Here is a 23,925-nt window from a genome sequence, read left to right as displayed (position 1 = left end):
GCTGCCCGGCGGTGAACCGCCGGGTCGTTATTATTAGCCACACGTTTTCGGGGCGATTTTACGCAGGTGACGAAGCAGGGCGATCTCGCTGCGCGAGAACGGAATGCCATTTTCTTCAAAGACATCGTGGAACCACAGACGGCAGTAGTCGGTGGACTCTTTCATCACCACCGGCCAGGGCAGCCAGGTCTGGGTTTTACCGCGTACCAGCCCCCATTGGTACGGCGCGACCTTCGCCATGTACATCAGCGGCAGCTGCTCTTCCATGGTGCCGCCCACGTGGCGCGCCAGCCATTCGGTGCAGAAAATGGGGCGGCCCAGCGTCTGAAGATGCTGGATGATCGCCGTCATTCTCGCCGTGTGGGTGTAAGCGTGATAGCTCACCACGTCTGACAGGGCCAGCGCGGTTTGATCCAGCGGATGCTGATAAAAGGTTTCGTCTTCCACTTCCGCAGGTAATCGCCACGCGCAGACGGTCAGCGGTTGCTCAGGATCTTCTTCGCGGACCCACTGGAACGCCAGCTTCATCAACTCATGGGCATAGCTTTCCAGCTTTTCGTCGTACAACACCTCTTCGGTCCCGGTTGCAAAAATGCCCCGATTGCCTGGCTCGTTGTAGAGATCCCACAACAAGACGCGTTTATCGTCGCGGAACTGGCGGACAACGTCGCGAATATATCGCTCAACCTGCGGCCAGGCGTCGCGATCACACACATTATCGCGCCCGGGGCTGGCCGCCGCCTGGCTGTTATGTTTGCCGGGCACCGGCGGTTTTTGCGGCCCCAGGTAGGGTTCATCCCCGGAGAAGCCGCAGTCGTCCATCAGCGTCAGCATGGTGCTAAAGCCATGGCGATCGGCGATATTCAGAAAATGGTCGATACGCGCCATTAAGCCGTCGCGGTCAGCCTCCCAGACAATAAACGGCAGGTTGATACGCAGGGTGTTATAGCCTGCATCCGCCGCCCAGCCCAGTTCACGGTCTATGGTGTCGGCATCGAAGGTCTCTTTCTGCCAGATATCCGTCCAGTTCACCGCCGTTGACGGCAAATAGTTAAACCCGCACAGCCAGCCTTTCTGCTGATACCAGGCCTGCGCCTGTTCCTTGCTCCATTGCTCTTTCATCACACATCCTCTCGCTGATAATATTTAGCTAATAAATATTAGTAGCCGTATAAATGAGCAAATCATTGCGTTCAGAAAAGCGACATTCCTCACAGAGTTGACGCCTGTCTGAAGAAGAAACGTGATCGGCGGCGCTTTAACAGGCAGTTAAGGTATGATGCGAATTCGCAAAAGGGAGAGGCCAGATGAAGCGGAAAAATAAAGTCACAATGAATGATATTGCGCGCGCGGCGGGTGTGTCGCAGGCGACGGTATCGCTGGTATTAAACCAGTCCCGCAACATCAAGCTCAGCGACGAGACCCGCCAGCGCGTGATCGGCGTGGCGACCGAACTGGGCTACGACCGCTTATCGCCTTTGCACGCCCCGCGTAATCAGGAAGAGGTGGCGCTGCTGATAAGCTCCCTGCAAAGCTACGATCCTTTTATCGATGCGATAAGCCAGGCGCGGGAAGCCGCCTGGCGCAATGAGGCAATGCTCACCGTCTATGAGTACGGGGACGACGTGGCGCTGGCGTTAAACATCATACGGCAGCTTGAGAAACGCAACTGCGTGGGGATCATCCTCGCCTCTCCCGTCACCACCCTGGTGGACATGACCGATTTCCAGGACTGCACTCGCCTGCCGCTGGTGCTGCTGAATCAGCGCGATCTCGATTCCCCCTTGCTCCCGTCGTTTGTGCCAGACGATTATGCCAATGCCTTTCAGGTCACCCGGCATTTGATTGCCTGCGGCGCTACGCGCATTGCGCACATCACCGGCGAAAGCTGGATGGAAGCATCCCGTCAACGCCTGGCGGGGTATCAGGCCGCGTTGCAGCAGGCCGGGCTGGCCCTTGATGAGAGCCTGGTACGCCAGACCAACTGGCAGTTTAGCGAGTCCTACGCGGCCACCGAGTCTTTGCTGCAGCTTCACGCGCGCCCGGATGCCATCTTCTGCGCCAGCGACTGGCTGGCGATTGGCTGCTATCAGGCGCTGTCGGTGAACGGCATTCGCATCCCGCAGGATATGCTGCTGGCGGGCTACGATGACCAAAAGATTTCCGAGCAGCTCACCCCCGCGCTCACCAGCGTTCAGCTGCCCTACAGCGAACTGGGTCGGCTTGCGGTGGAATATCTCTGCAACCAGGAAGATGCCGCCACGCACGTCACGCTGGCGGGCAGGTTAAAAGTGCGGGCATCAAGCACGCGTTAACCCTTATCCTCGGTAAATACCATTCCGGCATAGGGCTTTTCCCGGCACGCCGCCAGCCGCGCGTCGAGATTGCCCACATGCAGCTCCAGCTTATGTCCGTCCGGATCGAGAAAATAGAACGATGCGCCTTCGCTTTTGTTCTGCTTCCAGACGGTAACCCCCGCCTGTTCCAGCTTATGCGAAAACGGCGCAAAATCTTCCGCCGCAACGGTAAAGGCGTAATGGGTATAGTCGCTCTCATGTGGCGGCACAGCGCGTCGCGCTTCATCGTATGACAAACATATCCACAGCTCGCCGCAGGTGAGGTACGCGCCCGTCTCCCAGTGGGCATGAAGCGGAAGCCCCAGAGTGTCGTGCCAGAATGTGAGACTTTTTTGCAGATCGCTGACGGCGAGCGTCAGGTGGTTGAGTGATTGCAGCATACTGTGCCCTTTTGCTTTTCGCGCCAGCCGTGGTACGTTAACCTTATGAACATAAACCACGCCGACCTCACCGTAAACCGTTGGTGGCTGCCTTCTTAAAGGCGGCATGGAATCGTTTTTCCCATTTTCAGATAGCCGCCGAAAGGCGGCTTTCACATTTCTAAGACCCCTTTCGGCTTTTCAACCTTAAGGAGTTTGTATGAACACTCAACCCACTATCCTCACCGGCGACCGTCCAACCGGCCCGCTGCATCTGGGCCATTACGTTGGTTCACTGCGCCAGCGCGTGGCGCTTCAGCACACCCATAACCAGTTTGTCCTCATCGCCGACCTGCAGGGGTTGACCGACAACGCCAGCAACCCGCAAAAAATCCGCGACAACATCCCCGAGGTGCTGGCCGACTATCTTGCCGCCGGAATCGACCCTGACCTGACCACGATCTGCCTGCAATCCGCCCTGCCCGCCCTCGCCGAGCTGACGATGCTCTACATGAATATCGTCACCGTCGCCCGCGTCGAGCGTAATCCGACGGTGAAAAACGAGATTGCCCAGAAAGGATTTTCCCGTGCGCTCCCCGTCGGGTTTATGGTCTATCCCATCAGCCAGGCGGCGGACATCACCGCGTTCAACGCCGAATGCGTGCCCGTCGGCGATGACCAGCTGCCGATGATTGAGCAGACCAACGAGATTGTGCACAAGATGAACAGCCTGCTGCCCGCTCCCGTACTGCGCCACTGTAAAGCGATGCTGAGCGACACCAGCCGCCTGCCCGGCATCGACGGCGGCGCCAAGATGTCGAAATCGCTCGGCAACACGCTGCATCTTTCGGCCAGCGAAGAGACCATCCACCGTGCGGTCAGCGCGATGTATACCGACCCGAACCATCTTAAAGTGAATGACCCGGGGCAGATTGAAGGGAACGTGGTATTTACGTATCTCGATGCGTTTCATCCGGATAAAGCGAAAGTGGCCGCGATGAAGGCGCATTATCAGGCGGGCGGACTCGGCGACCGGGCGTGCAAGAACGAGCTGGAGGCGTGTTTGCAGGATCTGATTGCACCGATGCGGGAACGCCGGGCGATGTATATCCGTGACAGGGGGGAGTTGATGGCCATGCTCAGGCGCGGCACGGAACGGGCGCAGGCGGTGACGCAAGGGACGTTGCGGGAGGTGAAAAGGGGGCTGGGGGTACCGGTGTTTTAACTAGTTGAGTTGATTGAGGTTGCGTGTGTATGGCAAAAGGTGGGCAAGAGAATGCGAACTGGCAGGCCGCAAACCGACTACCTTTTGATCGTCACGCCTTCAAACGTCATGGAGACTGTATGCAAAACGCATTTTACTGGATAAACGAACCAGCCGAATGGCATCGCGAGAACAACACGTTATCGGTCGTGACAGACGACCACACCGATTTCTGGTGCCATACGTGGTATGGATTCGAGCGTTTCTCGGGCCACATCTACGCGACTGACGCGGCGGGTGATTTCACCTTTCAGACTAACATCCGCGCTGATTTCAGTACGCTCTATGACCAGGCGGGAATCATGCTGATGTCGGACGAGCAACACTGGCTCAAGGCCGGGATTGAATACAATGATGGCGCGCCGGCCATTGGCAGCGTACTGACGTTACAGGCCTCCGACTGGGCAACCGGTATCTTCCCGGGTAATCCTCGGGAGTTCTGGCTTCGCCTGACCCGCAAGGGAGACGCGTTGCGGTTACAGTACTCCGCAGACGGGCTTTCATGGCCTTTGCTGCGTTTATGCCATTTCCCGTTGGGGCCCGTGAAAGTCGGTGTCATGTGCTGCACGCCTGAACGCAGCGGCTTAGCCGTCGAGTTTCGTGATTTCAGTCTCGCTCCGGCCATGGATAAAGCGCTGCACGATCTCAGCTGATTTACATCGCGCCATCCGGTTCTGTGATCCGCTGATGGCGCTGGCTGAGTTTCCTGGTCGGACTGTTTTTCAAAGCCCCGAAATGGAATGCGGACACCGTTACCCTTATGGGCAGTCGTTACACTACCGAGGATGGCATGGGCAATCGCTTTCGCCGCTATGTCGTCATTTATGCCCGCATGGTGGTCGATGATGTTCGCCAGTACCGGTGCTGAAGCCTCCGCCAGCGCACCCGCAATATTACCGCCCGCCAGCCCCTGGAGAGCTGCCGTGGCCGCCTGGATGCCGCGCTGCATGTCGCTGCCGGTGCCGAACTCCGCTATTTTTTCTTTGTAAGCCGGAGTGTTACGCAGACCCGCAAGATACGCCTGGCGTTGTTCCTCTGTCGCGTTCGCCGGAAGTGCACCGTATTTTTCCTGAGCCGCCTTCAGCGCGTTCAGCTCACCCTGCGTTTTGGCAATATCCGCTACCTGACTGCCAATATCGCTGATCATCCCGATTTTCAGCATTGGATTGATATCAAAGATGTCGGGCTTATCCTTGCTGAGCGAGTTATTCTCAACTCAACTTTAACAGTGCTTATTCCGGCACTGCCGCCCCGATTTCGGGCTTACAAAGGTGTGTGGATTAGGTACCTGGATGTGTGTGGATCCAGCACCATTGCCATTTATCTTATTGTTTTTATTCGCTACACATATTTAGAATACCTGTTACCATCACGCTTTAACACCGAGTAAATTTATAAACATAACAGTCTGATTGTGAATGATAAATCTGCAAGACGAAGTCTTGCGTGGGGTGTGAGATTTTAGTGTGCAGTAAAGAGCGGTGATTAATAAGAGATTTCAGGAAGAGATTTTTATTAATGGGATATTTCGGGGCGCTGATAAACAGCGCTGCCTGCGTGTTTGTAAGGCGAAGTTATTGATATAGGGCAATGCTTTTATTTCATAAAACGGCATTTCGGACAAAAAATCCCGCAAAAAAGCGGGATGTGTAGGTAATTTAAAAACCATTCAAAACAACTTCGCCATAATCATATTCACCTTTGATTGAACTCTGCTCTAAAAACTCACATAGTTCAAAACCTCTGACTATCAGATTACAACCTTCATCTACAACTTCAACACTACCGGTGAATGCTATAGTCAAATCGCCAGAAAGATGAATGCTGAAGCCAGAAGGTGTTATCTCCACCCGCTCGATAGAATATTGATTGTCAAATGGCCTCCCGTAAGGACCATCGGGTAAAAAAAAGTAAAACGAACTTCTCTTGTTAACCCATTGAGCTATCATTTCTATCGTTTTCATTTTTTTATAATCCACTCATTCTTAGGTGTAGGTAAAAATATCTGTGTTCCGCCGCCTTGCAATGTCGGATTTGTTCCTTTTGTGCCCGTTTGTGCAGCAGCAGGTCCTTCATAGTAAGTGGTTCCTTTTGGAATCTTTATGATTGCCTGATTTTGGAAAGTATTACCCCACTCAGGTAAAACAGCACTATCCATCTGAGATTGCAGAGGCCCTTTTGATGGTTCAGGAGTCCAATATCGGCCATCAGCTTTAGCCTGCCCCCCATAATCTCTATATAAATAAATATCTGTTTGAGCAATTTTTTCTGTATATGTACCACTTCTAAATGTTGAGGCGGGAGACCGAGTATCATTTGAATTACCTAACGGTCCCATCTCATGTGGCGCATATGTTTTAATAATCTTGAACGATTCGATGCTTTCTGCTGGACGGAGTTTATTAGCGAAGCTAGCCAACTTACCTGCTGCTGCTTCCCCTAACATCGGTGCAACGGAGGCTGCAACGATCTTCATCCCATCATAGGTTTCTACATATGCCTCCGCTGTAGCTTTATCCAGGCCAAGCTGAGTCATTGTGTAGTTGACCATGGCATCTTTCACCTGCTGCTGATTCTGTGCATCAACACTGGTGATATTCAGCAGGTTAACTATCTGGCCGTAAGAGTCAGCATACTTCTGGCTTATCTTCGAGTCATAAGGCCCGGTTTCGTACTCACCTTTAGCGGCTATTACTTCCAGCCTTGCACCGGCACAGGCAGCACTTCCGGCATTTCCGTTGCCACAGGCATCAATGACCTTCTGGTCGCTGGCGATATCCTTTTCACGCAGATCATTGATGGTTTTCTGAGCTTTATCCCTTTCAGCCGGATCCTTGCTGTTGAGTTTCCGCTTCGCTATTTCAAGCTCAGTCTTATCACTGACGCTCAAGAAGTTATTCTCAATCGCATTCTTCCCTGCACTGGCCCCGGCCGCCGCACCAGCCGTATTTCCTCCAGCAATCCCACCAGCTATACCCGCTGAAACAGACGCCAGCGCACTCACGGTCTGCTTCTGGTCTTCCGTCAGCTTCGACGGGTCTGTGTCCGGATAGAGCTGTCTGGCAATCGCTGTCGCAACCAGTTCGCCGGAAGCGGCGCCCACTGCGCCTGCTGCGGCACTGTTGCCCTGAAGGGCTGCGGTTACGCCGCCGAGGATGGCATGGGCAATCGCTTTTGCCGCCTCGTCGTCATTAATGCCCGCATGGTGTCCGATGATGTTCGCCAGTTCCGGGGCTGAAGCCCCCGCCAGCGCACCCGCAATATTACCGCCCGCCAGTCCCTGGAGTGCTGCAGTGGCCGCCTGGATGCCGCGCTGCATGTCGCTGCCGGTGCCGTACTCTTCTATTTTTTCTTTGTAAATCTTAGTGTTACGCAGACCCGCAAGATACACCTGGCGTTGTTCCTCTGTCGCGTTCGCCGGAAGTGCACCGTATTTTTCCTGAGCCGCCTTCAGCGCGTTCAGCTCACCCTGCGTTTTGGCAATATCCGCTACCTGACTGCCAATATCGCTGATCATCCCGATTTCATTTAGCCGGTTCTGCTCTTTCTCCTTGTCGAAGATTGGGCCGATGCTGTTATTGGCATGCACGGTGTCGCGGCTCAGCCCGGCAATGTCCTGCTGCTGGTTATTCTTATCACGAATGGTGATAGAGCCCTCTGCCACGGCGGCCTGGGTCGTTCCTTCCGCATGCCCGCTGTTACCTGCTGCGGAGATCATCCCGCCCGGCATGTTGCCCTGGGATTTTTCCCCGAAGCTGCCGCCGCCGCTCAGGCTGATACCGGAGTGCGAGGTTTTGAAGTCGGCTTCGTTGCGGATGTCGCTGAAGCCCAGCGTCCCGGTATCGAGGCTGTTTTTGTCCGCTGTGGCGGTGGAGGCGATAACCGCGCCATCAAGTTGGGTATGGTGACCCACCGTGATATCGAAACCGCCGTCCCCGGCGTACAGCCCGGTTTGTTCTGCCACGGAATCAAAGCGGCTCTTCATCTTGTCCTGGCTGGCGTTGATGTAGCCTGAACCGGACATAGTACCAAAGGTGAAGCTGCCCCCTGCTGCGACGCTGGTCTGCTTGCTATCGTAGTCGTTATTATTCTGCTGGCTGCCCATCAGCAGATCGTGCCCGACATCCGCCACGATTTTATTGCCGTTCACCTGGGCGCCGTTGAGCACGGTGTCGTGCCCGCTTGTGAGGGTGACGGTTTTACCGCTGTCGAGGGTGGTTTCGGTCCAGTCGGTGCCGTTGCCTTTATCTTTGCCGTGTGCAGCGTTAACGTTGGCGAAAATGCTGATACCCGCGCCGTTACCCCCGCCCCCGATGCTCACGCCCACGCCGCCACCGCTGCTGCTGTTCTTGCCGCTGGTTTTTTGGGTGTTCGCCGCGCCCGACAGCAAAATATCGTTCTGCGCATCCAGCACGGTGTCGCCACCGGCTTTCAGCTGGCTGCCGGCAATCACGATGTCGCCGCTGTTCGCGCCTTTGTTTTGGCCGCTCGCGGTGATGGACAGGTTATTACCTGCATTCAGCGTGCTGCCCGCCACCGCATCACTTTCGGCGTGCTGTTGTGATTTTGACTTCTGGGTCGTCAGTGAGAGGCTGACTCCAAGAGCGTTCGGATCGCCAGTGGTTGCTGCCAAATCCGCTGCCTGCCCGGCCTGCACACCGGACAGCACCGTTTTGGTCGCCTGAAGGGCTTTCAGCCGTCCGTCACTTTGCTCTTTGGTGTCCTGCGCTGCGGTGACAGCATTGTTCACTGCACTGCCGACCGTGCCGGAAAGCGCCACCGTCAGCCCGCTCTTCTTCTGTTCAAAGGTTTCATCGCGGGTGCGCTTGTCATGCCCCGGCTCGATGATGACGCTGTTGCCGCTGAGGCTTAAATCCTTCGCGGCGATAAGATCTGCGCCGCCGATATGGGCCTGATTGCCTGCGGCAATGTCCACGCTACCGCCCGTCGAGCCCACGGTACTGAAGCTCTGACTCTGGGTGGTCCCTTTCTCACGCAGATCGTGGGTACTTTTACTGCTGCCAATGGTGAAACCAATCCCGCCGGTCCCCATCAGGCCTGATTTTTTCTCTTCCTTAAAGCGCCACGACGTATCGCTATTGGTGGCAGCCACGATATCAACGTTGTTGCCTGCCTTAAGCCGGACATCGCCATCACCCGCTACAGCCGAACCTGACACCAGCAGATTGTTACCTGCCGAGACCGACACGTTATCACCACTCAGCAGGGTGCCCGCTTCACGCGTGGCGCTGTTCTCCTCAATAGTGTGGGTCTTTTTCTTGCTGAGGAAACCGCTTTTGGTTTTGGTCTGCTCTTTGAAGTAATAGTCACTTTCGGTGGCGGTATTGAGATTAACATCACGCCCCGCCGCTACGCCAATGTCGCCTTTCGTGGTTACCTGCGCGGCTTCGGTTGTTACGTCACGTCCGGCGATAATAGTGGTATCACCGCCGCTGGCAATCTCGGTCCCCTGCTGGCGTACCGACTCGTTAATCACCGTTTTCTTGCTCGCTTTATAGCTGTCGCCCTGGGTGGTTTCCTCCGCGGCAAGATTCACGTCGCGGCCGGCCTGCAGCCCAACGTTGTTCTCCGCAGCCAGTGCGGCAGCCTGAGCATTGATATCCTGTCCGGCTTTCAGGACCAGATTATCGCCCGCCGAAATCGTGGTGCGATCGAGTCCCGTACTGTGGGACTCGCTTTTCCCCTGACCGCTGCTTTCGCTGGTACTGGCTGCGTTCAGGTTGAGGTTGTTACCCGCGCTTAATCCTGCGCTACCGCCCGCGTTGAGATCGCTGGCGCTCAAATCAAGATCGCGCCCGGCATTCATCACCAGATTTCCCCCGGCGGTGACGGTACTTCCCTGGTATTTCACGGATGATCGGCTGGTTTTTGCCTGACTTGAGCTGTACGCGTCGTTTATCTGATTCGCATTAACGGCAATATCGCCCCACGCGTTCAGCAGCATATCGCCACCAGATGCCAGCCCCGCACCGGTTATAGTGATATTTTTTCCCGCCCCGAGTGAAAGGCCATCCTGCGCGGTAATTGATGCCGTATTGCCCAGGATCGTGTCCTTCAGGCTGATGTTGCTGTACTTCCCTTTGGCGTTGATATCGATCTGTTCAACTTGGGTCAGGTTGTTAATGCTGCCGTCCAGACTTTCAAGCTGAACCGTTTTGCCGCTGATGGTCGAACTGATGTTATTGATATCACCGATAGCGCTGAGATTGAGATCGCCGCCTGCGTTCATCAGGCCATTGTTGAGGTTACTGATGCTGTTCTGACTGTCGAGCGTCAGATTATTCTTCGCCAGCAGTGAACTGCCGCTGTTAGTGATACTCCCGCTCTTCAGCGTGACGTTGTTGCCCGCAATCACGCTGCCATTGTTGACGGTGACGTCCTTCGGCGACAGGTAGAGTTTCGGCACCATCACCGTTTCACCGTTGATGGTCGCTTTTTCCCACCACAGAAGACTATGGTCGAGTGCGGCAATTTGATCTGCTGAGAGCGACACGCCAAACTGCAGGCCCAGCGATTGCTGCGCCGCTGCGGCGTTATCCATCAGATAGCGCATCTGATCCAGATCGGAGCCTATACCGTTCAGGTAACGGTTACCTGTCTGGTTGAGCATCACGTTTGAAACATACCGGGTATCAAACGCTGCATCACCCAGGAAGCGGTAATCATAATCCGGATTGAGATTCAGACGGCCCAACATATATGACGAACCGAGGAACTGCTTTTCGTCGGTAAAGGCGACACGCGTCTCCTGCTGCGGCTGTGAAGTCGGTTTGACGCCAAGCATCGCATTCAAATCGTTAAACAGCGCTGGATCGAGCTGCCCGAGCGTGTTCAGTTTTGGGTTAACGCTGATCAGATACGGGCTTTTAGGATTATCGGAGACGACGAAATAGCCATTGTCTCCCGACGGCAGGGGATAAGCGCTGGTATCTACGCGCTGAGCCTGATGCTCACCTCCGTTGCTGCCTTTGACCTGACTGAGATCGGCTGCGCTGACGCCTGCATTGACCATTTCGCTGGCTTTACCGAGATTGGCTTTGCCTTTCTGCGTGGTGGAAATCGAACTGAGCGCCGCGTTCTCTGCACCACTGCTGTCCAGTGTTCCACCGCCGTTGAGCTGTTGCAGGGCATCCTGCAACTGATCGTTCCACTGCGGTGAATTCACCGCCACGGTGCCGGTATTCGCCAGGCTCTGCTTTTGTACGGCACTGCCGAGGGTCTGATTGCTGAGCGAGTTCAGCGTTGGCGTGGAGATGACATGACTGACACTACCCGCGTTTGAGGTGGTATTTGTATTGCTGATGTTGCTGGTGAAGTTAGCGGTGACGTTACCACCTGCCTGGATGACGGCGCGGTATACGTTACCCGCCTCGAACGACGTATCATGACCGCTTAAAGCAAAAGTAACAGTATCATTTTTAAAACTAAGGTTTTTGCCTTCAGACAACTGGTTCTTTGCATACTTTGGCTTCACATTGTTTGTTTTTGAAGCATAGGTATAAACCAGATATTCGTTTTGAACACCATCTTGCCAGCTTTGATTATTGAGTGTGCTTCCTGTAAGACTTATGTTTTTTTCAGCAATAATATTGCTCGCGTGGTTATCAAGAGTATTTGCCTGAAATTCAATATTACGCCCGGATTGTATGCGCGCCGGAGCATTTTTCTCGCCAGTAATAGTTGTTAATTTACTGGAAAGCAGAAATTTTTGTGTAGCAGACTCCTCAAAGGGAGCGTAGTAATAACGCATCGCCTCGTGATAATTACACCCACCATTTTGCCCACCACTACAGCTACCGGTTTCCCAACGCTCTAGTTTTGAATAATAGCCGTAACTACCCTCAGTCAATGCTGAAATCGGAACCTCGATAAATGACTCACCCGTCATCCAGCTTTCTGCGGGGACCGGGTGATTTTCAGTAGTGACTTCCATTCCTTCACGTTGATTAAGGAGATGACCAGTCCTGATCGTAATATCACCGTCCTGGGTCTCAATATTCCCTGACGTATTCACCACCTGGCTATTGGCATTCCCGGCAGCATCCCGCTGCATCCACAGGTTATGACCCGCCATGATGTCGCCACGCTGGTTGGTAATGCTGTCGGCATAAAGCGCCAGATTGTTCGCTGCATACAGCAGCGCCGTATTGATGATAGAGCCTGGCGCGCTCAGGGTCAGTGAGCCGCGCGTGCCGGTAAACCCGTCAACCGTGATATTGCCACGGCTGGTGACGTTGATATCCCCGCCCCCCTGCACTGACCCTGTCGCATTCAGCGCTACGGTGCTGCCGGTGAAGGTGCTGGCGCCCGTGCCGGTGGTGATTTGTCCGTTGTTAATCAGTTGCCCGGCGGCATTCAGATTCACCGCCTGCCCCTGCAGCACACTCTGGTTGTCTAAGGTTCCGCCACTGTTGATGGTCAGGGTTTTCCCGGCAGCCACAGCGGTTTTAGTGGTAAACGCGTTCGCCAGCTCCAGGGTCAGATTACCCAGTGACACCAGTTGGCCGACGACATCCAGCCCTTTACTTTGAAGCCACAGGTCGCCGCCGCTCAGCAGCTTACCGCCTGCGCTTTGGGTCACCTGGTCGGCGCTAATGTTCAGTTGGGTGTTGCCCAGCAGCGTCCCGCTGTTGGTCAGCTGGTTGTAGTTGACCGTCAGCTGGCCCGCCTGAGTAATGCCCTGGTTGTTAAATGTTGTGCCGGTCAGCGTGGCGCGATCTGCAACCCAGGTGCCGCCACTGGTGGCGTTAGCCGCATTCAGGATCAGATCGGTGGCCTGTAACCAGCCCGTACCGCTGTACTGCGGCGTAACGAGTGTCAGACGGGCGCCGGAGAGCAATTTACCGTCGTTACGCGCCTGCGAGGTTGCGGTCAAACGCGTTTCGCCCCCGCCCTGAATCAGGCCGTAATTAAACAGCGCGGGTGTCGTCACCGTCAGGCCACCCCGGCTGACGATTTCGCCAGCGGAATCATTGGTCAGCGTTCCGCTGAGCCTCAGGTCCGCGCCATTGTCGCCCTGCAAACGTCCATTATTGGTCAGCGCGCCCGTGGTGATGCCGAGCGTTGCGCCCTGAATTTTGCCCTCGCTGGCCACCGATGCGGCGCTGATGTTCAGCGCACCGCCGGTCAGCATCGTCCCGCTCGCCTGCTGGCTAACGGCTCCTGTCTGACTGAGCGTCAGACCATTAACCCCGCTGATGGCGCCGCTGTTGCTGAGTGAGCCTCCTTTCAGCGTCAGGTTTTTCGCTGCCCATTGCCCCTGGTTCGTCAGTGCGGCGGCCTGCAGCGTGGCTGTACCCAGCGCGGTGATTTTGCTGTCGACGCCGGAGGTGAGCGTATCTGCCAGGATCATCTGCAGTGCATCAGCACTCTGGACAGCCCCGCTGTTCGCCAGCGACCGGGCGTTAAGAAGAATATTTTGCCCCTGCCAGCTGCCTGCGTTGGTGACCGTGCCGGAGGTGACTACAAGCGTCCCCTGGGTGAGGAGTTTTCCGCCCGCGCCGTTGATCAGTTCCTGCTGTGGCACCGCCATCGCCATGCGTGCCATCAGCCGCTGCTGCGCCTTCAGCGTCAGGCTCTCCAGGCCGGTTAAGGTTCCCTGGTTATTGACGCTGTTCTGCGAAAGCGTCAGGCTTTTGCCCTGTACTGTTCCGCTGTTTTTAAGCACATTACCGCCCAGCGTCACGTCACCTTCGCTGAGAAGCTGGCCCCGGTTATCCAGGGTCTGCGCGTTGATATCGGCCGCGCCCGCGCTCATCAGTGAACCGGTCGAGGTGAGCGTGCCAGCGGTGTTCACCGTGAATACGTCCTGACTGAGCAGCGACCCGCCGTGCGTCCAGCCCGTCGCGCTGACCTCCACCCCATTCCCCTGGAGTGTCCCCTGCGTGGACAGCTGTCCGGCATCCAGCGACAGCAAGCCGCCCGTGAGCGTACGTGACGCGGCGCCGGTGGTAAGCGTATCGCCGGTGACCGTCAGCCCCCGGGTCCCCTGCCAGAGCCCGCTGTTATTAAGATCGCGGGCGCTGAGCGACAATGTGCCGCTCATGATGCGCCCCGGATTGGTCAGCACATCGGCGGAGAGTGTCGTAGTGCCGCCACTCTGTAGCAGCCCGGTATTGTTTATCGCCCCGCTGAACGTACCGGTTAACCCTGCCAGCCCGTTGAGGGTGCCACTGTTGGTGAGCGTGGCGCCCGTCATTTTGACCGTTGAGCCCTGAAGCGTACCGGCGCTGGTAAGCTGCCCGCCGTTCAGAATCAACCCGCCGCCGGAAAGCCATGTTCCGCTCAGTTCGTTGATAAAGCGATCAGCCGTCACCTCAATGGCGTTGCTTCCCTGGACCAGGCCGCTGTTATGCCATTCCGTGCCCGTCAGCGTCAGCGTTTTACCGGCCACCGTACCGTTATTACTGCCCGTAGTTGCACTGAGCGTTGCGTTCTCAAGGGCGACCAGATTGCCCTGGTTGGTCAGCGCGTTGTCCAGCGCGATGTTGAGATCCTTCGCCTGAATATCGCCCCGGTTAATCAGGTCCTGGCTCCGCAGGGTTAACCCCTCGTTCACCAGCAATAAACCGGCGTTATCCAGATGGTCGAGCGTGAGATCCAGACCACTGCCGCTCACCACCTGCCCGGTGTGACTGTTCACTAACGTGCGGGTGGTGAGATCCAGACTATCGTTACCCTGCACCATGCCGGTGTTAGTGAGCTGAAGCGCGTTCAGCGTCAGCGCCTTACCTGCCAGTTGCCCGTCATTAAAGAGTTGCCCTGCCGTCAGCGTAAACCGATCCTGACTGAGTAACGCCCCGGTGTTGTCCAGCCTGCCGGTGCTTGTCAGCGTCAACGCATCCAGTGCCTGTACCGCACCGTGGTTAGCCAGCGTCTGCGCGTCCAGCGTGGTGTTGCGCCCCTGGAGAGCCCCGTCACTGAGGATATTTTTCCCGGTCAGCGTCAAGGTATCGCCGCCCGTCACCTGCCCCTGAGACTGGTTAACGAAGGTATTACCCGACCAGGTCAGCGTGTTGCTGCCCTGCAGAAGACCGCTGTTCTTCAAATCGCCCTGCAGCGTGAGTACTTTTGCCAGCAACTGGTTTCGGTTATCCGTACTGGCGGCCTTCACGTCCACCTTTTGCTGACTTAATATTTTGCCGCTGTTGGTCAGCGCACCGTCCAGCGTGGCGGTTATGCCATCCTCACCCAGTGCGTTGCCGCTGTTTATCCAGTCACCGGTGGCGAGATTGAGCGTTTTGCCCTGCAGTAAGCCCGCATTCGTGAGCGTGGTATTACGCAGCGCCAGGGTGCCGCCGGATAACAGCATGCCCGTTTGCTGGTTGGTGAGTTGCGTGCCCGTTGCCGTCAGAGAACGCGTTCCCTGCAGCGTACCGCCGTTGGCGATCGACGCGCTCGTCAGCTGCAAATCAGTGCCAGCGATGAGCCCGGTGTTATTCATTTCGGGTGCGGTCACGGTGACGCCGTCCCGGCCAATGATCCGTCCGTCCGCGCCGTTAGTGGCCTGGCGGGTCAGGTTCAGCAACAACGTGGTGGCACTGAGCTCGCCGGTGTTGGTAAGCGCAACCCCCTGAAGATCCAGTGCGCCATTGCTGTGCAGCACACCGCTGTTTGACACCGACGCGGCATCAAGCGTCAGGGCGTGGTTGCCCTGCACCTCTCCGGCATTTTGCAGGTCGCCCGAGGCTATCTGCACGCTGTCGGCAGCCATCAGACCGCTGTTGTTCAGCGTTGCGCCATTGAGGATGAGGGTGTTATCAGCCAGCAGTCGCCCCGTCCCGAGGTTGTTCACGCTGCGATAATCGCTGCGCAGATTGACGCCGTTAATTTCCCCCTGGCTTGTCAGCGTATCGCCCTTCAGCCATAGCGCACCATCCGTCGTGATCAGGCCCCGGTTATCCAGCGCCGGGATATCCAGAGTCAGATCCTGCTTGCTGTAAAGCGATCCGCCTGCAACGTTCGTGAGCGAGCCGGTCTGCAGACTGAGCAGATGGCTTCCCTGAAGCAACCCGCTGTTTGTGAGCGACGCTCCGCTGAGCGACAGCGTATCTGCGATCAGCGAACCGGTATTGGTTATGGCCTGAGGCGCAGTCAGGGTAATGCGATCGGCTTCTGCACTGCCGCCCTGGGTAAGGTTACTGCCGCTCAGGGTAATCTCATTCGCGGTTAACTCTCCGGCGTTTGTCATATCCCCGGACGCCAGCAGATTCAGGGTGGATCCAGTGGATTTGCCGCTGTGGGTCAGCGTGTTTGCCGTTGCAGACAGGGCCCCTTTTGCCGCCTGGGTGCCCTTCAGTTCGGCGCGGCCTGCCTGCAGGGTAAGCGTCGTTTCGCTCTGCAGGTGCGCATCCTTCTGGGTGGTAAGCTGGTCAGTCGTGACGGTTAAGGCGCCGCCCGCATCGGTCTGCCCGTTAAGGTCGGCACTTTGGGTTGCATTCAACTGGACATTGCCCGCACTGGTGGTACGGGCGTTCTGACCGCTGCTCAGCGTGTCGGCGTTGACCACAAGCGATTTCGCGCCGGACAGGATTCCCTGCTGCTCCAGCGTGCCGGCCCTGACGGTAAGTCCTCCCTCCGAAAGCAGGCTACCGGTGTTACGCAGGGCAGTGCCCGCCACCACATTGATGTCACCTTGTGCGCTTAAGATCCCCTGCTGTGCCAGCCTGTCGGCAGTCAGACTGAGCTGTCCCCCGCTTTGCAGCGTGCCGCTGTTGGTGATGCCCTTGCCCTGCAACGAGACGTCGCTGCCCTGCAGGGTACCGCCGTTATTCAGTTCGTCTGCGGTCACCGCGAGACGCCCTTTTGCAGCCATCTGACCGCTGTGAGTCACCGTGCTGCCGGTTAAGGTGAGATCGTGACCCGCATTGATCTGTGCCTGGCTGGTGACCTGATTGCCCGCCAGGCGCATATCTTCCTGAGCATCAACACGGCTCTGTTGGTCCAGTGCAATCTGCCCCCCGTTCAGGTCAAGACGATGACCCGCGGTGAGGGTGCCTGACGACGCCGACAGCCCGCCCTGACTGGTCAGCGCCACGCTGGCGTCACTGCCGATCCGGCTGTTCACCAGACCGATATCCTGCCCGGCGGTCACCTTAAGGTCGCCCTTGCTGGTGATGCTGCCGCCGCGCTGTGACAGGTTTCCGTCCGTTGCCAGCGTGGCGTTTGCCTGGCTTGTCAACGTGCTGTTCGTGAGCGCCATGCCCTGCTTCGCGGCTACGCTTAACGCCCCGCCTTGTGCGGCAATGCCCCCACCATTCATGGTCAGGGTACTTTTACTCTCCAGCCCGGCGGTGCCCTTTGAGACCAGCGCCGTGTTATCAAGCACCATCTCCTGACCGCTGCTGATTGTCAGCGGACCGGTACTGTTGGTGCCGCCACCCGCACTCTGCAGTTTTCCTTCGCTGGAAAGCCGCATTTCGCTGCCGCTTGCCAGGGTGCTGTTGTTCAGCGCCATATCCTGCGAACTGCTTACGTTCAGCGCGCCACCAGCCTGATGGCTACCGGCTAACGTCACCCCCGCGCCCTTTGCCGTTATCGATCCGGAGGCGAGACTGTTCGACACCGTCAGCCTGCCGCTGGCATCAAGCTGAATATCCCCCTGGCGGGCATTCAGATTCCCCAGGTTAACGCCGAGGCCTTTTTCGCTGGACACCAGATGAATGCGGTTAGCGTACATTCCGCCCAGCGCCCCGGTATCTATCGCCACCTTCGGCGCGTTGCCTTCACCCTGAAGCGCACTCACGCTGCCATCCGCCGCTACCCTATTGGCACCGGCGATGACGGTTAACGCTTTAGCATGCAGACTGGCGTTGATCTCCGTTGCACGAGAGATGATCGACACGGCGTCGTTCTGGCTGCCATCCAGCCCTTGCCCTTCAATCGTGACGGCACCTTTTGTGACGTCGAGCGACTGCAGTTGTCCATTGGCATCCAGCACCGGCTTGCCCGTGGTCAGTGTCACATTCGGGGTATTAATAAACCCGCAGCCGTTACAGGTAATGCCGTACGGGTTAGCCACCATTACGTTGGCCGCCTTGCCGGCGACCTCCGTATAGCCCTGCAGCGTTGAGCGATTCGCTCCAGTGACTTCGTTAATGATACCTTTGGCTTCCTGCCCGGCTTTCAGGTTGGGGTTATTTTGAATAAGGCCACCGAGCTGAGTCTGGTTCAGTTGCCCGGTCGCGTTATTGAGAATGAGCCCTTCTTTCCCCACGTTGTAGTCGTTGTATTTGTTATGGGAAATGCCGGACTGATTGGGCGTGGCAATGTTCACGACCGGTACACCGTTCGCCGCTTTATCCAGCTGCGTATTGCCGGAAGGGGTAAGGGTGGCGGCAACCGCAGGAAGCAGCGGCTGAGTGGTCAGCAGGATGCTCAGTAAGATGCTAAGCGCGCGTTGCGAAAAATGAACCCGATCGTTTTTCATCGTCCCTGTCCCTTAGAAAGCCACTGATGCGCGGTAGTAAATTGTGAGGTGATCCGGTGCCAGCCAGTCCGGATAGTTAACGGGCGTCCCGACGGTAAACTGGCTGGTGACCCATCGATTAACCGTGGTCAGGCCCATCGCCGCGCCCCACAGGGTGCCGGAAGCATAGCGGTCAAAGCCGTCTTTCTTCAGCCAGCCGCCGTCGACTGCGGCCAGCAATCCCACATCGCCCACCCACGGCAGCGTAAAGAGCGACCAGTTAAGTTCATTTCGCCAGTAGCCCCCGTTATCACCGGAGATATACTGTTCTTTGTAGCCCCGCACGGAGGTTTCGCCCCCTAACGTCAGGCGTTCGCTGCCGTAGAGTCTGTCCGGTGACCACTGAAAATAGACGCTGGTCAGCCACCACAGCTTGTCCGCCACGGGACGCTGAAAACTGCCGTTCACGCTCCATTTACGGAACTCTGCTTTTGGCACGTCGCCATGCTTGTCGTTATCGTCCTCCGCCCCGAGCCAGGGCACGCCCTGGGTAAAGGCGGGATTGAACGTAGCCACACCGGACGCCACTTTTTGCGTATGGTTAATACCCAGTGAGAAGCTTGAGAGTTTGCGGCTGCTGGTATCCAGCAGGACATCGTTGAGGTAGTTGTGATTGATTCGGTGTGTGATGCCCGCCGACACGCCGGTTTTGATATCGCCATTACGGAACAGCACCCAGGAACCGTTGAGGCGGTGTGTCTCCGTATCCCCTGTAGAGCGCCAGAAGTAGCCATTATTATCAATCGTGCTGAGGTAGTTGCTCCAGCTGTAGCTGTAATCCAGCAGGCCATAGCCGTAAGGGATGCTGACACCGGCGGCAAAATTTTGTGCATCACCGCTGTTGGAGAAATCACTGCTGCGCCCGCCGCTGATAAACCACTTATCCGCCAGCCCCAGCAGGTTATTCCCGAAAAGCGCGCCGTTCAGTTGCCCGGTCCCCGTGCTTTTTTGCCCACTGTTATCAAAGCTGACGGAACCGGTCAGTGGGAATTCCGGCGTGGCGGTTAAATTCACCACCGAATAGCCTTGCTGGTCCCCCGGCAGGATTTCGATTTCAACCGGTGTTTTACGCACCCGGTTTAATTGCTCCATACCCTGTTCAATATCGCGCAGGTTAAGGATTTTTCCCTCAAGTCCCGGGAACGTCATCTTGAGCGTGCGCGCTGGCACCCCCTCAAGACGAATTTGCTGTAGCTTTCCTTCCAGCACGGCCAGATGGAGTACGCCACTGGTCAGATCCTGTTCGGTTAAAAAGGCGCGGCTGGTGATATACCCCCGGCTGATATACCAACTGGAAACGGCATCGGTGAGTTTATTGAGGCGGGTAACGTCAAGACACTGATTGAGCCAGGGCGCGAGTAGCCGATTTTTGGCAGGCGCAGAAAGCAGGGTTGAACCTGAAAGCTCAATTCGCGTAATGAGGAAACAAGGGCCGCGCGGGGCGGACACACTGTCTGGCTTAACGGGTGGAGGCAAGACAATGCTACGCTCCAGCTCCTGCCGCTGGCGCTGGTTTTCATCCAGTCGCTGTTGCTGTTGCTCCTGAATGCTTGTTCGATCCGCAGGTGAAAGCAGTGCGGCATTTAGAGGAAACGCGAAGCAAATGTTAAGAACGACAGCGACCGATAAACTTATCAGGAAGCCCTTGTCAGAAATCCATGCTTTCATCACAAGCCCGAACAAATGTAATTAATTATTTCGTGGCAGGCTAATTCTTATTCAAAGTATTGTAAAGATCAAAAATGAGTTTTAAGGATTTTCCCGATTGATTTTTCTTTATTTAAAAGAAATTCGAATTAATCACATTGGTAAATTAATTTTTTTTGCATCAGATCGCAGAAATAACGTTTTGGATATGGTTAAGCAACTGTCTGTATTATTGAGGGTTTGCCCGGAGAAGGCGTATGTCTTCCCCGGTTTCGCTGCTGTTAAGCGGGGATATGGATGATAACACGGATGGGTTTGCTACCCTGCTCTGAGATCCTTCTATATTACTAAGAAAAATCTCGCACTTAAGAATTACTGGGCGACCATGTTAGCGGTGCTTTATTTTAAAGGCGTGTAGTGCCTTACTACAATACTCCCCTGACACATAAGAATGTGTCTTCGGGTATTAAGATGGCACAAGGTAAAACTGAATGCGGATTCTTTTCCACCCTGTAAGACATATTCAGACGTCACGCTTATCTGGGCTTAATCACCGGGATATCGCCCGTATCATTTAACGCCCCCGGAAATGTTTTTAACCACTGAGCGACTTTTTGTTTAATGATATTCACCACACTCATCCCTTCCAGGCATCCCCATCATTCTCTTGTATGCTACAGCGTGATCACAATACAGTCTTTCATCACCAGGCTTTTAACCGGTATACCTCTGATAAACCCTGCGCGGGTTAACCAGTCTCCCCCCAGCGGAAGGTATTAATTATCTATCCGGGCACAGAGCTCGCAGCAGGCGGAGCTTGCTTCCGCCGTTTGCGCACGTCACGCTGGCGGGCAGGTTAAAAGTGCGGGCATCAAGCACGCGTTAAACTTTATCATCGGTAAATATCATTCCTGCATAGGGCTTTGCCCGGCACGCCGCCAGCCGCGCGGCGAGATTGCCCACATGCAGTTCCAGCTTATGCGAAGTTGATTACCCTGATGCGGGAACGCCGGGCGATGTACATGCAGGATAAGGGGGAGTTGATGGCCATGCACAAGCGCGGTACGGAACGGGCGCAGGGGGTCACGCAAGGGACGTTGCGGGAGGTGAAGAGAGGGCTGGGGGTACCGGTGTTTTGAGATAAGGCCATGCAGCGTATGTATTTAAATAATGCAGCCGCTGCATAATATTATTTTTCGTCAACGCAGCGAGTATTACATGTCTAATTAACAGGAACCCTAACATCCCCTTCCTTAAACTATGACCGATATCAATCTGGATATTTATTTCGGATTTCAACCCGTCTTATTAACCACTTTATGTCTATTCGCCATACAGTCTAAAACCTAGCATTGCTGCATTTACTCTTCTTCCCCTACAAGGAATTGTCATGCAGTTTTATACAAATGAATTTACCGCCGAGTTAAAAGCGGAAATAGATCGTTCGCCTTTTTCCGCCGAAGAACTGGCCGCCATGCCCGAGGACGCGCGCGCCATCATTGCCGAACAGGAAGCCTTTCATCGACAACATCCCGTCACCGCCATCTGGCGGATCGCCACGGCTGGCAGCCAGACCCGACTGGGCGGCGTTGTGCTTCCTGTCGATCGTGAAGGCAAAATGCTTATGAACGATGGCAGTTACACCAGCCTGATTGTCGAAGGCGACGGTGTGGCCTATCCGGATGGAACGCTCGCCACGATTATGACCTCAGCTGGCGAAGCGTTTTCCTGGAGACGACAGGGCGTTGCGCTGGTCGGCAGCCTGCTTGATAACGATGACGAGATTATCAGCACACCGCTCGGCAGTATTTATCTGGTCACCCGCGAAGGTATTCCCTCTCATGAGGATTTCTTAACATGGCCCGGAGAATAGGCCATGGGCTACCGTTCCACGAACTACGGTCGCGGTCAGGCGCTGCACGGCGACAGAACGACCACCGGCGCAATATGCTGTAGCAGCCTGCCCAACTGCACCGAGCACGGTCGCGGCGTTATCCGCGTTGGCGATAAAACCACGGCATGCCCTAACTGCGGCAAGCAGGGCGTTGTTGCAGACGGCGAACCTCGCGTTAACTGGACGGGGCAAGCCTCAGCCGTCGATGGTTCTGTCGTCATCTGTGGCTGCCCGCACGGAACCAACCGTGTGATCGCCCCATCGGGAGAATGGCTCGGCTCCGGTCCCTCTCCTGAACAGATCGCACACGAAAAGCATCAGGCCATGTTCGCGGCACGCCGAAAAGAGGAAGAGGCAGAAGCGCAGCGACAAGCAGAAGAACGCGATCGCAACCGGGTCTTTGCGAAATCCTGCCTGCGCGGTGAAGGCTGTAACGATGTGGGCACCGGAAGTGAGCCCCACACCAACTTCGCCGAGATGGCATTTTCTCAGGCCATGCCCAACGACACTCCCCAGCACGCCCAGGCGGCGAAGCGTAAGCCGAAGCAACACGGCGCGCTTTATCCGGGGTGGAATGGGCATCATGAGGAGATGGACTATCAGGCGGCCGCTGCGGCCGAAGAGAGGGCCTGGACCGCGCGGAACGCGATAGCCGATGCCAGCGAACTCGTACTGGTTGGCGGTCGCACAGTCACGCCCGGCACATGGGCCGTGCGAGGAGCGGCACTTGGCGAGATAGCCACCGGAGGCCCTGGTGCACCTGCCGCAGGGCTGCTGATAGGGATGTTTCCCGGCAAGCTGAACGACGGCGAGCAGGATTTTATCGACAGGATGCGCGCTGAACAGATGCGGGAGGCCCCTACCCGCGTTCGCTTCACCTGGGAGTACGATGCAAACGGTAAGCCGACACCGCGCGGCTGGCATACGCCGCCGGGCAAGGACAGCGTGCGCGTTCGCAGGATGGAGTGGGATAGCAGACGCCAGGCGTACACCTTTACTACCGAAGAAGACCCCGGCATCACCCTCATCTGGACACCGGACCGCACCGGAGAGAATAAGCCGTGGGATACGGGCAATCAGAACCCGGTACGGATACCGAACCCGGTTGTGGTTGATCCGCTGCCGGAGGATACGAGGATTGGTGCAACGACCAGCCCGACACCGGAAGAGAAGACGTTTGCGGATTATATTCTGATTCTGCCGGTGGGCGGGGTGCCGCCAATTTATGTCTTTATCCGTCACAATCCCGGACAGGTCACAGGCAAGGGGCAAAAAGTTAGCGGGGTTTGGTTATCTGATGCGAATGCGGGTAATGGGTCTCCCATTCCGAGTCAGATAGCGGATCGGTTACGTGGGCAGACATTTACAGACTTTGACCAGTTTCGTAAGGCGTTTTGGATGGAGGTATCGAGGGATCCGGGACTTCTGGAACAATTTAACCGAGGGAATGTTGGTAACATTAAGGCAGGGAAAGCACCTTCACCACGAGAAAATGAGCAGGTAGGCGGTAAAGTGAAATATGAGATTCACCACATAAAACCTATAGTTAAGGGTGGTGAAGTATACGACATAGATAATATGGGGATAGTGACCCCTAAACGTCATATTGAAATTCATCGAGGGGGCATAAATTGAAAACGATAAGTGATTATACAGAAAACGAGTTCCTAAATTTCGTAAGAAAATTGTTTGATGTCACTGCCACCACTGAAGCTGAAGATATAAAAAACATCCTCGAATTCAAACGATTGGCTGAACATCCTGATGGTTCCGATCTTATTTACTATCCACGAGAAGATAGAGAAGACAGTCCCGAAGGTGTCGTCCAGGAAGTAAAGGAGTGGCGTAGGGCAAATGGTAAATCCGGTTTCAAACCATAGCAAAGATAATCATGCTTTCTGGGCCTGTACTCTACT

11 protein-coding genes and 3 pseudogenes are annotated in these 23,925 nt (G+C 55.9%); 7 read left to right on the top strand and 7 right to left on the bottom strand.

The genetic code is table 11. The annotated features are described in order from the left end of the window. Window positions 1–33: 33 nt before the first annotated feature. Window positions 34–1,122 (bottom strand): cellulase family glycosylhydrolase, encoded by a 1,089-nt coding sequence (locus LZP96_RS07315; RefSeq protein WP_064324674.1) that lies wholly within the window; start codon window positions 1,120–1,122, stop codon window positions 34–36. Between the two features lie 185 nt (window positions 1,123–1,307). On the opposite strand from LZP96_RS07315, the gene LZP96_RS07310 reads away from it, so the two are divergent. Continuing rightward, window positions 1,308–2,315, top strand: a complete 1,008-nt coding sequence (locus LZP96_RS07310) for a LacI family DNA-binding transcriptional regulator (RefSeq protein ID WP_064324673.1) — start codon at window positions 1,308–1,310, stop codon at window positions 2,313–2,315. Here the strand turns inward: LZP96_RS07310 and fosA are convergent. Beyond that, window positions 2,312–2,737 carry a FosA/FosA2 family fosfomycin resistance glutathione transferase gene (gene fosA / locus LZP96_RS07305; RefSeq protein WP_064324672.1) on the bottom strand — a complete coding sequence of 142 codons (426 nt, stop codon included), beginning with the start codon at window positions 2,735–2,737 and terminating at the stop codon, window positions 2,312–2,314. The two genes, LZP96_RS07310 and fosA, sit on opposite strands and share 4 nt — an antisense overlap. Before the next feature lie 199 nt (window positions 2,738–2,936). Between fosA and trpS the strand changes: the two genes are divergently transcribed. Both trpS and LZP96_RS07295 read left to right on the top strand, forming a co-directional pair. Continuing rightward, entirely contained in the window at window positions 2,937–3,941 is a 1,005-nt protein-coding gene (trpS, locus tag LZP96_RS07300; RefSeq protein ID WP_064324671.1) for a tryptophan--tRNA ligase, read from the top strand. Window positions 3,942–4,060: 119 nt separating this feature from the next. After that, window positions 4,061–4,633 carry a DUF1349 domain-containing protein gene (locus tag LZP96_RS07295; RefSeq protein WP_071892483.1) on the top strand — a complete coding sequence of 191 codons (573 nt, stop codon included), beginning with the start codon at window positions 4,061–4,063 and terminating at the stop codon, window positions 4,631–4,633. 98 nt (window positions 4,634–4,731) lie between these two features. On the opposite strand, the pseudogene LZP96_RS24195 reads toward LZP96_RS07295, so the two are convergent. From LZP96_RS24195 to LZP96_RS07270, 5 genes and pseudogenes are all read right to left on the bottom strand, one after another. Beyond that, a pseudogene (locus LZP96_RS24195) lies at window positions 4,732–5,133 on the bottom strand (VENN motif pre-toxin domain-containing protein); the annotation flags it as partial. A 505-nt stretch (window positions 5,134–5,638) separates the two neighbouring features. Continuing rightward, a complete protein-coding gene (locus LZP96_RS07285) occupies window positions 5,639–5,944 on the bottom strand; it encodes a hypothetical protein (protein WP_064324669.1) in 306 nt (101 codons plus the stop codon). Beyond that, window positions 5,941–18,429 carry a hemagglutinin repeat-containing protein gene (locus LZP96_RS07280; RefSeq protein ID WP_157685347.1) on the bottom strand — a complete coding sequence of 4,163 codons (12,489 nt, stop codon included), beginning with the start codon at window positions 18,427–18,429 and terminating at the stop codon, window positions 5,941–5,943. The genes LZP96_RS07285 and LZP96_RS07280 overlap by 4 nt, the downstream gene beginning before the upstream one ends. 12 nt (window positions 18,430–18,441) lie before the next feature. Continuing rightward, on the bottom strand, window positions 18,442–20,136 hold the full coding sequence (locus tag LZP96_RS07275; protein WP_064324668.1) for a ShlB/FhaC/HecB family hemolysin secretion/activation protein: 1,695 nt from the start codon (window positions 20,134–20,136) through the stop codon (window positions 18,442–18,444). 515 nt (window positions 20,137–20,651) lie between these two features. Further along, window positions 20,652–20,936 (bottom strand): annotated as a pseudogene (locus LZP96_RS07270) (SymE family type I addiction module toxin); the annotation flags it as partial. Between the two features lie 162 nt (window positions 20,937–21,098). On the opposite strand from LZP96_RS07270, the pseudogene LZP96_RS07265 reads away from it, so the two are divergent. The 4 genes and pseudogenes from LZP96_RS07265 to LZP96_RS07250 form a co-directional block, all read left to right on the top strand. Further along, window positions 21,099–21,254 (top strand): annotated as a pseudogene (locus LZP96_RS07265) (tryptophan--tRNA ligase); the annotation flags it as partial. A 251-nt stretch (window positions 21,255–21,505) separates the two neighbouring features. Further along, the gene (locus LZP96_RS07260) at window positions 21,506–21,988 is read left to right on the top strand and encodes a hypothetical protein (RefSeq protein WP_064324667.1); all 483 of its coding nucleotides are present in this window, start codon (window positions 21,506–21,508) and stop codon (window positions 21,986–21,988) included. A 3-nt stretch (window positions 21,989–21,991) separates the two neighbouring features. After that, window positions 21,992–23,644: a pyocin-S2/colicin E7-DNase domain-containing protein gene (locus LZP96_RS07255; RefSeq protein ID WP_064324666.1), complete on the top strand. Its 1,653-nt coding sequence runs from the start codon at window positions 21,992–21,994 to the stop codon at window positions 23,642–23,644. Next, window positions 23,641–23,889: a bacteriocin immunity protein gene (locus tag LZP96_RS07250; RefSeq protein WP_064324665.1), complete on the top strand. Its 249-nt coding sequence runs from the start codon at window positions 23,641–23,643 to the stop codon at window positions 23,887–23,889. Before LZP96_RS07255 ends, LZP96_RS07250 begins: the two co-directional genes overlap by 4 nt. The last annotated feature ends 36 nt before the right edge of the window (window positions 23,890–23,925 follow it).

The sequence above is a fragment of the Huaxiibacter chinensis genome, from assembly GCF_022171985.1.
GTDB classification, from domain to species: domain Bacteria; phylum Pseudomonadota; class Gammaproteobacteria; order Enterobacterales; family Enterobacteriaceae; genus Enterobacter; species Enterobacter chinensis_A.
The sequence above is the reverse complement of the archived record's forward strand: the minus strand, read 5'-3'. Positions and strand labels throughout refer to the sequence as shown.